The organism is Lysinibacillus sp. NPDC058147 (assembly GCF_042884205.1).
GTDB lineage: Bacteria > Bacillota > Bacilli > Bacillales_A > Planococcaceae > Lysinibacillus.
On record NZ_JBHVUJ010000001.1, the window covers coordinates 561,303 to 574,542 of the forward strand.

Below are 13,240 nucleotides of genomic sequence, written 5' to 3' on the forward strand. Positions count from 1 at the left end.
CAGATGTTAAGACACCACTGAAATAGAGGAACTCAATCTAAGAACGCCACGTCCTGTGGCAATTTATCTGTGCGAAAGCGCAGCGACAGCAACACACGATTGAGTGACCAACATTATGCTGCTTACGCCACGTTAGCACTACGCTTTCGCACAAAAAACATTTGCAGGCCTAAGCAAAAAGCCGATTCCGAACGCAATTATGCCGAGGCATAATTGATTGCATTGTAGAAAGGGGGAGAATCGATGCTTCATAAATGGGAAGGAATTGTCCTAAAGGTGCGTGCCTATGGGGAATCAAATAAAATTGTAACATTACTAACAAGAGAAGCAGGAAAGGTTGCAACAATGGCTCGAGGAGCGAAGAAGCCTTCCAGTAGATTATCATCTGTGACACAGCCATTTACGTATGGCATGTTTATGGTACAGCATCATACTGGTATGGGGACATTGCAACAAGGCGAGCATCTCAATTCTATGCGGCATATTCGCGAGGATATAATGGCAACAGCCTATGCAAGTTATATAATGGAACTTGTCGAACGTGTAGTAGAAGAGGGGAGACCTGAGCCACTTGCATTTGATGTGCTCCTTCAAGCATTACAAGCAATTGAGGAAGGATATGACCCAGAGGCCATCACATTGTTCGTAGAATGGAAAATGCTACCCTATACAGGTGTACAGCCTATATTACATGCTTGTGCTACTTGTGGTGCAGTAGATGGAGAATTTGCGTTTTCTTTTGTACAGGGAGGTTTTCTGTGTCATCGTTGTTATCAGCATGATCCTTATATCATTCGATTAACACCGACTCAGCTTAAGCTTATCCGAATGTTCTATACTGTACCGATTGACCAGATTGGGAAATTAGAATTGAAAAAGGAAACAAAATATTTTATAAAAAAAATAATTACTACAATTTACGAGGAACAAACAGGAATTCGTTTTAAGACTAAAAAATTTATCGAACAGCTTGAGAGAACGCCTGAATTTCAGTTAAGAACAAGTGCTGATCAAGAAAAAACGCCAGAAGACCATTAATATTGATCTTCTGGCAGTTTACTTTTCTTACACTACAATATATTAATAATCTCCTTGATCATCCAAAAATTCAAAACGAGCAACCCACTTATTAGCGATTTTTAGAAATTCAATATAAAGATAAGCAGTTTCACCATTTTTACCTGTAATATGTAAAATTGAGGGGCCTTCTGCTAATGGTGTAACATTTACTTTCTTTTCCTTTATTGAAGCTTTCACAGTTGCTGGTTCAGAATCAAATTTTTCTACGGCAACCTGTGTTGGCTCGAAAGATAGATCATTACTCGAAAACGTTAACTCATCCGTAATTTGATACAAATCAATACTACGCACGAAATCATACGTATTAACATCAGCAGCCATCGTTTGTTGTTGAGTACCATTAGTGAAATTCAAAATATATTGCCCATTTTTAAAGATAGAAAGTGTGGCTGAATTATTCGTTGATTTAAAACTATATAAAGTAGGAGATAGGGCTTGACCATCCGCAGTTTGAATACTTACCCCTGTAGGGACAAATTTTAAATCGCTTTCCATTAAGTTGAGCGGTAAGTCTTCTGCATAATCCTCTTCTTTCACTTTTTCAAGTGTTGTTTGTAGCTTTCCATTTACGTTTTTCACATGTACTAAGTAAAAGAAATCCATAAATTCTTCGGAATCTTCCTTATAGCCCGTAATAACTAATTTTCCTGTACCTTCTTTTAGCGGTCTAATTGTAATAGACTCTGCCATAAAATCATCTTCATCTTCATCCCATGTAAAGATATCCTCTGAAGGTTTAATGCCGCCATAAGAAGCAAAGATATAGTCTTGCTTATATTGACTAGCAAAAACTGTAGTGTTGCCTTGAGCTTTTTCAGCACGAACAACAAAAAGTGCTAACTGAGAGCGTTTTACATTGCTTTGTGGTCCATAGGTAGTAGGGGTTGTACCTTTTGTGATGCTGTTAGCAAATAGCGTTTTTATATATGGTTCGTATTCACTGCCTTCATTGACATCATCGAAAGGAATGTAAGTGCCGTTTGTAATTGGTAATTTAAAGCCTTTCACAATCATTTTTGACATTTGTCCACGTGTAATATTTTTAGTTGGGTAGAAATATCCATTGGATCCGCTAATAATACCTGCATTTGCTAAAGCAGCAATCGCGCCATAATTTGCATCGCCAGGTTTTATATCCTTAAAATTAGGATTTTTTACATGGACCGTATCTAGCTTTAAAATACCAGCTAAAATTTTCGCGGCTTGTGTACGAGTAATTGAATTCGCAGGTTTAAATGTGCCATCTGGATAGCCTGATATAATGCCACGTTGGGTTAAGTTAATAACAGCTTTGCCTTCCTCAGTTGATGCATTTATGTCGGGGAACACCGATGCAGCATGTGCTTGTGGGGCAATTACAATAGCACTTGTTGCTAGTGCTGATGCCATTGCGATGTGATAAAAACGATTGGTCTTCAAATAATTTCCTCCAAAGTAAATGAAAAATTTATAGCTAGGACCAAACCTATTACAATTGGGCTGAATGTAATAGGTTGGAACCTCCATGAATTGTTAAATTATTGATGTTTAACATTAAGGATTAACTATAGTACTTTATTTATATCAAAATGATGAAGCTGAGAATAGAGGGAATTTTATACTGCTAAAAATTAACATGGGAAAAGGGCTTATTCATCAACATGGAGTAGATATTATTTCCGTTCCAACTAGTTGCTTTAGAGTCGAACGATAATCTTTTTAGAGACAGGGGGCTACTTATCTCTGATCCTATATTAGAGGTGAGACAAAAGTCGGATTGAAACCATAAAAATGGTTAATTTCCAATGTTTCCTAAATACAAATGTGAGTATTTATTTCTCTTAAATGGCAATATTTATATGTTTATATTGGATTTTCGCTAACGGTATTAGGACGAATTGATTAATTCTTTATAATTTACAGAAATATTATTTATAAGAAAAATTTAACTCTAAATTATAAATATACGCTTTTAAGTCTTTTGTATAGAACTTTATACCTTTTTGATTTCAAATTATTAGCTGTTGTTAAGAGGATGTGTTAGGCATAAAAAACTAATTTTTGAATAGTTTTTAACATAAACATAGTAGTAACTATTCATTCAAGTGCCATAAACTAGTTGAAAAGGCATTTTAATCTATGCTATTGTAAATGATATAGATGATGAAATTTAACTTCCTTCAGCGGGTGTTCAAACATCCACTGAAATAGAGGAACTCTGTCTAAGAACGCCACGTCCTGTGGCGATTTGCTACCGCTACGTTAGCATTACGCTTTCGCGCGAAAAACATCTGTTGCCTTAAAGCTTCTGGCGGATGTCACGGAATCAAAAAGGAGCTCTTTGTGAAGACGCAAAGCTGATTCTGGACGCAATTATGCCGAGGCATAATTGATATACGTTTCGACCCATTGAAACTAGGCCGATTTATATAAATCTGACATGCATATAAAATGTAAAGCCTCTATCAGCAAAAGCGTTTTAACTTCTTTCAGCAATTATTTGGTAGCGAAAGCAAAGCGTCAGCTACAATCATTTTCTGTAGCGAAAGCAAAGCGTCAGCTACAAATGGTGTAATGTATGTGAAACGTCAGTTACATATGTGAAAGAAGTTAAAGCCGATTCTGGTCACAATTATGCCAAGGCATAATTGATGAACAACGCAGTCTTATCGAAGAAGGAGGGAGTCACATAATGCTTGAACATTGCGTATGTGGCAGAAAATATGCTAAGAAAAGTGACGTTAAGTATTGATGAAGTTGAAGCAAATGATATTTTAGCTGAAGATATTTTTTCTGATTATCGTTTACTAGCTAAAAAAGATCTAGTTTTAACGGAACGAATTATTGCCTTACTTAAACTTAGAAAAGTAGACGAACTATCTGTTTATTTACCAACCGACTCAGTCCGAATTGTGAATGATTTAAGCGTTCAACGTACAAGGGATTTTGAGGATGTTTTTGCACCACTATTGGATAAAAAGGATGAGATAGATGAATATAAAGATACAGTAAGTAACCTTTTTATAACTACATTAGAGAATGTTGTGCATGAATTACGCTATGGACAAATTTTAAAAAGCATCCAAGATACTGCGTATGTACGAGGTGTTTTTGAAAAAATTTTAGAAGAAAAACATCGTTATGAATTACTTATGCGATTAAAAGAATGGGATGAGTATTCTTTTGTGCATTCATTTGATGTTTTTGTTTTAGGTACAATTTTTGCACGTTATTTAGGGTTAACGGACATTGAAACGCTTGCAAGAGGCTATTTGTTTCACGATATTGGAAAAGTATTTATTCCACAGGAAATTTTAAATTTGAAGCGGAAATTATCGGAAGATGAATTTGATATTGTCAAAACACACGCGACTAAAGGTTATGAACTGCTCTTAGAAAATGAGGAAGGGGATATTGCCTATTTTGCACGTGATCATCATGAGCGCTTTGCCGGTCAAGGTTATCCGAATCAGCTTTGCGAGGATGATATGTGTGAGGGAGTTCAATTGCTGCAAATTATTGATGTTTATTCAGCAATGACATCGAAGCGAGTATATCATTCGGGATATGCTGCAACAGATGCATTAGCTGTTTTATATCGTGATCGACATTTATATAATGAGAAATTTATGAATAAATTTGTAGAGTGCTTAGGGATTTTTCCTGTCAACTCAGTCGTTCAATTATCTGATAATCGAAGTGCACAAGTCGAACTTGTCTATGATTTATTCCCGACGTTACCTAAAGTTAAATTGTTGGATGAACAAAAGTCTATGATTTTACCTTTAAATTATAGTGTGAAAATTGCGAAAATGATTGATTATCGTGCTAACAGCTTTGAAGAAATTTTTAATTTATTTATAGAACAATTAATCCGTTGTGACGAAAATAGCTTAAGAGTCTACTTTAATAAATTAATAGATCATCTACATCCAAAAGAGATTGTTTTAAAAATATTTTTACCTGCTTTTCGAATTCTACGTTTATTAACGAGAGAAATTCAAACGGATATGACAAAATATAGGAATTCTATAAATATTCTAAAGAAATTATTAGAAGAGCAATTAAATGTATTGTATATGGATTATCAGCATGAGAAAACGACTATATTAGTTGTGGAAACTTCACTTCGTGAAAATTTCTTCATAAAACTTGTGCAAAGTATTTTGTATATTGACAAAATTGTGCCGTTTTTTATTAATCCAGATGATGATCAACGCATTACACAATTAATGGAACATTGTAACGTAAATATAGCTTACTTTATTGAGGATGAACTAACGGTCGATAAGAGAGTTCGCCCAATGCGAGAAGGAACGTTCCTTTACTATTCGCTTGTAGATATTGAGGAATTACTTATTAGCTTAGTCGGTATGAGTATGAAAAGGTTTTCATTTGAGGAGAAGATGCAAGAGCGCTTGTTTTCATCATTAAAGACATAACAAAAGGGAGCCGCTTAATATGCGACTCCTTTTTTATATACTGATTAATTTTAGAATTGAAGATGTTTTTCAATGTATGCTTTAACATCTGTAATTGGCATACGAACTTGAGACATTGAATCGCGATGACGCACTGTAACTTGACCATCCTCTTTTGAGTCAAAATCGTATGTGATACAGAATGGTGTACCAATTTCATCTTGACGACGGTAACGTTTACCGATTGATTGAGACTCGTCAAAATCAACTGGGAATGCTTTGCGAAGCTCTGCCCAAACATTTGTAGCTTCATCTGAAAGCTTTTTAGAAAGCGGTAGGACTGCTGCTTTAAATGGTGCTAAAGCAGGGTGGAAGCGTAAAACTGTACGTTTATCTTCGCCTTCAAGCTCTTCCTCGTCATAAGCATCGCAAAGGAATGCTAATGTTACACGGTCTGCACCTAAAGAAGGCTCGATGCAATATGGAACATAACGTTCGTTTGATACTGGATCAATGTAAGTGAAATCTTCACCAGAATGCTCCATATGCTGTTTTAAATCGAAATCTGTGCGGTCTGCTACGCCCCATAGCTCACCCCAACCGAATGGGAATTTAAATTCGATATCAGTTGTAGCATTTGAGTAGTGAGACAATTCGTCGTCTTCATGGTCTCGAAGACGCATAGACTCCTCTTTCATGCCTAAATTTAATAACCAATTTTTACAAAATTCTTTCCAGTATGCGTGCCATTCAAGGTCCTCGCCTGGCTTACAGAAAAATTCAAGTTCCATTTGTTCAAATTCACGGGTACGGAAAGTGAAGTTACCTGGAGTAATTTCGTTACGGAATGATTTACCAATTTGTGCAATACCGAATGGTGTACGTTTACGCATAGAACGTTGTACGTTTTTAAAGTTCACGAAAATACCTTGTGCTGTTTCTGGTCGCAAATAAATTTCGTTAGTAGAAGATTCTGTTACACCTTGGAATGTTTTAAACATTAAATTAAATTGACGAATATCTGTAAAATCAGCTTTACCACAATCAGGGCATACTACGTCGTACTTAATCATCGTTTCTTTCATCTGATCAAATGTCATACCATCGACAATGATTTCCTCGCCTTTTGCTAGCGCAGCGTCCTCGATGATTTTATCAGCACGATGGCGCGCTTTACATGCCTTACAATCAATCATTGGGTCATTAAAGTTACCAACGTGACCAGAAGCCACCCAAGCTTTTGGGTTCATTAAAATAGCAGCGTCAATTCCAACATTGTGCTCTGATTCTTGGACAAATTTTTGCCACCATGCTTTTTTAACATTGTTTTTTAATTCAACACCTAGTGGACCGTAATCCCAAGTATTTGCTAAGCCTCCATAGATTTCAGAACCTGGGAAGACAAAGCCGCGATGCTTCGCTAATGATACGATTGTTTCCATTGATTTGTTAGCCATAAAAATAGCCTCCTTCATAGTTTTCACAGAGTGAATATTAATTATGTTTTAGCAAATTTATAAAATTCGCTAAGGTATTTTTTAATTTAGTAAGGACTAAATTAAAAATAGCACCCGTCTCCGGGCACAAAGAATGCCCAGGGACGAGTGCTATAACCCGCGGTTCCACCCTGATTGTTTTAAACGTGTTGTTTAAAACCTCTTTTCAAAAAGTTAGCTCAAGGAGTGCCTTTTCTCTGTCGCTATGTAGACTTTCACCATCTTCTACTCGCTTAAATATGGAACAGATACTTTTTTCCCATCATCGCCTGTATAACGCAAATCGCTCGAAAATACATCTAGAGCAAGCGTATGTGTCAATATTGTAGCATGTAGTTCTTTTCTTCGCAATAATTATTAAAATAGTATATAATAATTGAGCATAAGTATAACACTATTAGATTTGAGGCGGTGAGTCCAATCGAACTCAATAAACGTCAGGAAGACATTTTACAAATTGTGAAAGAAAACGGCCCAATTACAGGCGAACATATTGCAGAACGTCTCAATCTGACAAGAGCAACTTTAAGACCAGATTTAGCAATACTCACAATGGCCGGCTTTTTAGATGCTAGACCTCGTGTTGGCTATTTCTATTCAGGTAAAAAAGCATCCGTTACATTGATGGATAGTATTAACAATTTAAAGGTGAAAGAATTTCATTCAGGACCAGTTGTTGTACCGGAAACAATGACTGTTTATGATGCAATTTGCTTCATGTTTTCAGAGGATGTTGGAACACTCTTTGTCGTAGATAAGAATGAATTTTTGACGGGTGTACTTTCTCGTAAGGATTTACTACGTACAAGTATTGGCACGCAGGATTTAAATAAAATTCCTGTACATATAATTATGACACGTATGCCAAATATTTCGTACTGTGAGAGATCAGATTCTTTAGTTGTCGCAGCGAATAAACTAATTGAACGTGAAGTTGATTCGCTACCAGTAGTAGAGCCACAAGAAGGTGGATTGAAAATCGTTGGTCGTCTTACAAAAACAACGATTACTCGAGCTTTCTTATCACTAGCACAGAATGTCTAAAATTTTGAAGGAGAGCAACATGAAGAGACTACGGGTTTTTGTTGTATCTGATTCAGTCGGTGAAACTGGTGATCAAGTAGCGAAAGCAGTTATTAGCCAGTTTCGGCCTGGTTTGGAAAACACGGTAATTCGTCGTTTTCCTCACATTCAATCAGAGGAGCTCATTCGAAAAATTGTATGCCTTGCAGCGAAACAGAAGGCATTTATTGTATACACACTTGTTCGCGAGGAAATGCGATCTGTATTACGTGATCTGTGTGAGCAAGAAAAAGTATATGCTGTCGATATTTTAGGGCCTGCTTTAAGTACAATGGCAACTTTTATGGAAGAATTCCCTTTAGAAGCACCAGGAATTGTTCACCAGCTAGATGATGATTATTTTAAAAAAATTGAAGCTATTGAATTTGCAGTAAAATATGATGATGGTAGAGATCCACGTGGTTTATTACAGGCTGATATTGTGCTAGTTGGTGTTTCACGTACCTCTAAAACACCGTTATCACAATATTTAGCACATAAACGCTATAAGGTAGCGAACGTACCTTTAGTCCCAGAAGTGGAGCCGCCAGAAGAACTATTAAAAATTGATCCGAAAAAATGTATTGGTTTAATTATTTCTCCTGATAAATTAAACTCAATTAGAAAAGAGAGATTAATATCTCTTGGATTGAATGATGATGCTATCTATGCGCAGCATAAACGAATATCAGAAGAAATTCAGCATTTTGAAAAAATTGTCGCTAAAATCGGTTGTAAGGTTATTGATGTGACAAACAAAGCTGTTGAGGAAACAGCGAATGTTATTATCGAGCATATCTCGAATTGTAAATAAGAAACGAATGATGATAAACCACCTCGGCTGTAAGAGGCGGTTTTTTTGAGTCGGTTGTGAAAATAGTATAGATAAAAACTGATTTTTGTTTTATAATAATAAAATTGTGGTAAAAATAATTATTAAGAGAAAAATCCTATTTTTTTGTCGAGAAATAAAGGATTTTTAAATCGGATAGCGAATTGTGTTTTATAACGTAATTTAAAGATGGTGATGGATTTGGCAGGGAAGATTCCTGAAGAAGTGATTGAACAGATTCGCACACAATCAGAAATTGTTGATGTCATAAGCGAATACATGCAGCTTACAAAGCGTGGGCGAAATTGGTTTGGCCTCTGTCCATTTCATGGAGAACAAACGCCATCTTTTTCTGTGTCATCAGACAAACAAATTTTTCATTGCTTTGGTTGTGGTGCAGGCGGTAATGCCATTACTTTTGTTATGGATATAGAAGGTATTTCTTTTCCTGACGCAGTCGTGAAACTTGGTGAACGTGTTGGCATACATTTGGATGTAGGGCCAAGTTTACCTGAAGTAGCGAAAAAGGTATCTAAAGCGGAAGAAAGGATGAAAGAAGCACACGCTTTTGCAGCAGATTTTTTTCAGCATTTACTGTTAAATACTGAAGATGGTGAAGAACCTTTAAATTATTTGCTAGAAAGAGGATTTACAAGGGAACTTATAGAATCTAATAGCATTGGATGGTCTCTTCCTAGCTTTGATGCATTAACAATATTGCTTGAAAGAAAAGGTTATAACTTACAAGAAATCGCGGAAAGTGGTTTAGTAATCAAGCGTGAAGGAGAAGAGCGCTATTTTGATCGCTTTAGAGGGCGTATTATGTTTCCTATTCGTGATGAGAACGGTAAGATTATAGCATTTTCAGGACGAATTCTTGCATCTACTGGTGAAGAGGCAAAATATTTAAATAGTCCAGAATCACCAATTTTTCAAAAGAGTGAAGTGCTATATAACCTAGATAAAGCACGAACCTCAATTAGAAAAAATCGTCAAGTAGTATTGATGGAAGGATTTATGGATGTTTTAGCAGCAACTTCTGTGGGTATAACAAATGCTGTAGCAACAATGGGCACTTCGCTTACGAATCAGCATATCACAAAGCTAAAGCGCTTAGTAGAGCAGATTACGATTTGCTATGACGGTGATAATGCTGGTTTTGATGCGGCAAAAAGAGCAGCACAGTTACTTCAAACGGAACGTATGAAAGTCAATATTGCGGTATTACCAGATAAGCTTGATCCCGATGAATACATTCGTAGTTTAGGTGGACAAGCATTTAAAGAACAAATTTTGGAAAACCCTCATGCGTATATTGCTTTTATGATGATGCATGCTAGACGAAATAAGAACTTTCAGTTTGAAAATGATACGCTTCAATATATACAAGAAGTTCTTGAACAGCTGGTAGGTAGATCATCACCAGTTGAACGAGATCTGTATATAAGACAGCTATCGAATGAAACAAACATCTCGGAAGAAGCGATTTATGCTCAATTCCGAAAGCTAGAGGCAAATCAGGTGCGTTCTGCAAAAGTAGAATTGCCTGTTCAAACGCCTTCGATGCCGGTCACTCAGCAACACAAGCCTATGGACGCAGCTGAACGTGCCGAACGTTTATTACTGGCTCATATGCTTCATAATATAGATGTAGTGGACAGGGTATTACGTAGTGAGCAAAAAGATCCGTTTGCACGAGATGCCTATATGGCAGTTTTTGTTCGCTTAGTAGGATTTTATGAAGAATACGGTCATCCTGATTATCAGCGTTTTGTTGAGATATTAGATGACTCTGAATTACGTAAGATTGTAATGGAAGCGGCTTTAGCGGAACGGGATCCCGACCAAGCAGAGGCAGAGGTCACAGACTCAATACGTCAGCTGCAAAAATATAGAATTGAGCAAGAAATTCAACAAAAGATGCATGAGTCAAAGGAAGCGGAGAAGATGCATGAGTATGCGCGTGCACTTGAAATCGCCCAACAGATTATTCATTTAAGAAAATCGTTATCGGCGATTTAATCCGATTCGGTTGTTTAGAAGGAGGAAGGTTTATGGCGGACAAGTCAGAACGTTCAAAAGAGGTAGAAGTAGAAATTACATTAGATGAAGCAAAAAAAATACTACAAGAAAAAGCAAAAACAGAAGGTGAAATTTCAATGAAAGAAATTTCAGAGAAACTAGCGCCTTATGAATTGGAGAACGAAGAGATTTTCCACTTTGCTGAGGATCTTGAAAAGGCTAAAGACATTCAAATCATTGGAAAAGAAGAGTTTGAAGAAGAAAGCTTAATGAAAGAAGAAGCGAACGAAGAGACTTTTGATTTAAATGATTTGAGTGTACCACCGGGTGTTAAAATAAATGACCCTGTACGTATGTATTTAAAAGAAATTGGTCGAGTTGATTTACTTTCTGCCGAGCAAGAAATCGCATTAGCGGAGCGTATAGAGCAAGGTGACGAAGAAGCACGTAAACGCCTAGCAGAAGCGAACTTACGTCTAGTTGTATCGATTGCAAAGCGATATGTTGGCCGTGGAATGCTATTCCTTGATTTAATTCAAGAGGGGAATATGGGGCTTATCAAGGCTGTTGAGAAATTTGACTACCGTAAAGGCTTTAAATTCTCCACTTATGCAACATGGTGGATTCGCCAAGCGATTACACGTGCAATTGCGGACCAAGCACGTACAATTCGTATTCCAGTGCATATGGTAGAAACAATTAATAAATTAATTCGTGTACAACGCCAATTACTACAAGACTTAGGTCGCGAGCCATCTCCTGAAGAAATTGGGGAAGAAATGGATTTAACACCTGAAAAAGTACGTGAAATTTTAAAAATTGCACAAGAACCAGTATCTCTTGAAACACCAATTGGAGAAGAAGATGATTCACATTTAGGAGACTTTATTGAGGATTCCGAAGCTCAATCTCCATCCGACCATGCAGCTTATGAATTGTTAAAAGAGCAATTAGAGGATGTGTTAGACACATTAACTGACCGTGAAGAAAATGTTCTTCGTTTACGTTTCGGTTTAGATGATGGTCGCACACGTACTTTAGAAGAGGTAGGGAAAGTATTTGGTGTAACACGTGAACGTATTCGCCAAATTGAAGCTAAGGCGCTTAGAAAGCTACGTCACCCTTCTCGTAGCAAACGTTTAAAAGACTTCTTAGAATAAAATTAAACAATTTTAGGGCTATCTAATTAGTGATGACTAATTGGGTAGCCCTTTGTTATGCTACTATTGAATCAGGAGAGTACTCTTGTAAGCAAAGTCTATCAAAAGAAAATATTGTTTCTGAAATGTTTATATTGCGTATTAGAATGAGGCGATATTCATATTTTTGCTACTTTATACAGATGTGTTTTTGAATATTTTGAGATAAAATTGTAATAACAACCATTATAAAGCAATGTTTGGAGCAAAAACTATGACAAATCCTCGAAAAAAAATAATCTTGAATGAGATTTTATTTTGGAAGCAAAATAAGCTATTACCAGAGCATTACTGTGACTTTTTAGCGGCTCTATATGCGGAGGGAGCGGATTTAGAGGAGTTAGAACCAGTACATCATAAACAAGCTATATTGCCTTCTGAAAAGAGAAAACTACTACTTGTAATTGCGGGTATATGTATTGCCGTGATTACGCTACTTTCTATTTACTTTACAATATCATCCTTAATGATTATTTTAACGGTTGTCGTTGGAATAGCTGCTTTGATCTTATTTCGGACGGCGTTTCGTATGGCACGAAAAAATGATTTATTAGCTCCTGTTTTCCATTTGTTAGCTGCTATTTTATTGTTTAGTATGTCTATTCGAATCTACACTACATATTTTAATGGAAATAATATTGTGTTGTTTTGCTTGATTGCAGCAAACTGTGGGGTTTGGCTATGGTCAGGTTTAAAAATGAAGCTACTTTATTTCACGGTTTCAGGTGTCCTAGGTTTACTAGCACTGATTAGCTATTATATCATAAACTTATTATAAGAACTCATTTTGTATTTTTAGTTCACAAGAATCTGTTTGCTTTTAAATAGCTTACGGATTCTTTTTTTGTTTCAATTATGTATTTATCCCGGCATCAGCCTCCTGTATACATTCTATTGCTGAAAACAATAATCGTATAGCTTATTTAGTGCAATAATACCTTTTAAAAAGATATTTTGATTTTCTTGGTATATGAATGCGCAAAGAGAGGAAAGATAACAGCGTGTAAGGAAGCTAAGTGTAAAAAGGTAATGGATAGTCTAAACATTCGGGATTTCAAGACATATTTTATCCAATAGTTACAGAAATGTCGAAATTGTTACAAACAAAGGAAAACTTACCGAATAGGCTTTTCGTTTGATGGTTAATGA

General features: G+C 36.3%; 9 protein-coding genes. 7 read left to right on the top strand and 2 right to left on the bottom strand.

Annotated elements, in window-relative coordinates:
- Positions 1-243 precede the first annotated feature (243 nt).
- Positions 244-1,038: a DNA repair protein RecO gene (gene recO, locus ACFVT8_RS02760; protein WP_387082062.1), complete on the top strand. Its 795-nt coding sequence runs from the start codon at positions 244-246 to the stop codon at positions 1,036-1,038.
- Between the two features lie 42 nt (positions 1,039-1,080).
- Here the strand turns inward: recO and ACFVT8_RS02765 are convergent, their stop codons facing one another.
- Complete coding sequence (locus tag ACFVT8_RS02765) at positions 1,081-2,499, bottom strand: S-layer homology domain-containing protein (protein WP_387082061.1); 1,419 nt, start codon at positions 2,497-2,499, stop codon at positions 1,081-1,083.
- A 1,256-nt stretch (positions 2,500-3,755) separates the two neighbouring features.
- Here ACFVT8_RS02765 and ACFVT8_RS02770 point away from each other — a divergent pair.
- On the top strand, positions 3,756-5,501 hold the full coding sequence (locus ACFVT8_RS02770) for an HD-GYP domain-containing protein (protein ID WP_387082060.1): 1,746 nt from the start codon (positions 3,756-3,758) through the stop codon (positions 5,499-5,501).
- A gap of 50 nt (positions 5,502-5,551) precedes the next feature.
- Here ACFVT8_RS02770 and ACFVT8_RS02775 read toward each other — a convergent pair whose 3' ends face one another.
- Positions 5,552-6,937, bottom strand: coding sequence for a glycine--tRNA ligase (locus ACFVT8_RS02775; protein ID WP_387082059.1), 1,386 nt, complete (start codon positions 6,935-6,937; stop codon positions 5,552-5,554).
- A gap of 450 nt (positions 6,938-7,387) precedes the next feature.
- Between ACFVT8_RS02775 and ccpN the strand changes: the two genes are divergently transcribed.
- From ccpN to ACFVT8_RS02800, 5 genes are all read left to right on the top strand, one after another.
- Positions 7,388-8,020 (top strand): transcriptional regulator CcpN, encoded by a 633-nt coding sequence (gene ccpN, locus ACFVT8_RS02780; RefSeq protein ID WP_387082058.1) that lies wholly within the window; start codon positions 7,388-7,390, stop codon positions 8,018-8,020.
- 19 nt (positions 8,021-8,039) lie between these two features.
- Positions 8,040-8,852, top strand: coding sequence for a pyruvate, water dikinase regulatory protein (locus ACFVT8_RS02785; protein ID WP_387082057.1), 813 nt, complete (start codon positions 8,040-8,042; stop codon positions 8,850-8,852).
- A gap of 207 nt (positions 8,853-9,059) precedes the next feature.
- Positions 9,060-10,892: a DNA primase gene (dnaG, locus tag ACFVT8_RS02790; RefSeq protein WP_387082056.1), complete on the top strand. Its 1,833-nt coding sequence runs from the start codon at positions 9,060-9,062 to the stop codon at positions 10,890-10,892.
- A 32-nt stretch (positions 10,893-10,924) separates the two neighbouring features.
- A complete protein-coding gene (gene rpoD, locus ACFVT8_RS02795) occupies positions 10,925-12,052 on the top strand; it encodes an RNA polymerase sigma factor RpoD (protein WP_049663796.1) in 1,128 nt (375 codons plus the stop codon).
- Positions 12,053-12,305: 253 nt separating this feature from the next.
- Positions 12,306-12,869 (top strand): hypothetical protein, encoded by a 564-nt coding sequence (locus tag ACFVT8_RS02800; protein ID WP_387082055.1) that lies wholly within the window; start codon positions 12,306-12,308, stop codon positions 12,867-12,869.
- The last annotated feature ends 371 nt before the right edge of the window (positions 12,870-13,240 follow it).

What these genes read in the sequence shown, in the direction of transcription:
- ACFVT8_RS02775 (WP_387082059.1), bottom strand. Translation starts at nt 6,937, where the DNA reads ATGGCTAACAAATCAATGGAAACAATCGTATCATTAGCGAAGCATCGC.
- ACFVT8_RS02800 (WP_387082055.1), top strand. Translation starts at nt 12,306, where the DNA reads ATGACAAATCCTCGAAAAAAAATAATCTTGAATGAGATTTTATTTTGG.
- recO (WP_387082062.1), top strand. Translation starts at nt 244, where the DNA reads ATGCTTCATAAATGGGAAGGAATTGTCCTAAAGGTGCGTGCCTATGGG.
- dnaG (WP_387082056.1), top strand. Translation starts at nt 9,060, where the DNA reads ATGGTGATGGATTTGGCAGGGAAGATTCCTGAAGAAGTGATTGAACAG.
- rpoD (WP_049663796.1), top strand. Translation starts at nt 10,925, where the DNA reads ATGGCGGACAAGTCAGAACGTTCAAAAGAGGTAGAAGTAGAAATTACA.
- ACFVT8_RS02785 (WP_387082057.1), top strand. Translation starts at nt 8,040, where the DNA reads ATGAAGAGACTACGGGTTTTTGTTGTATCTGATTCAGTCGGTGAAACT.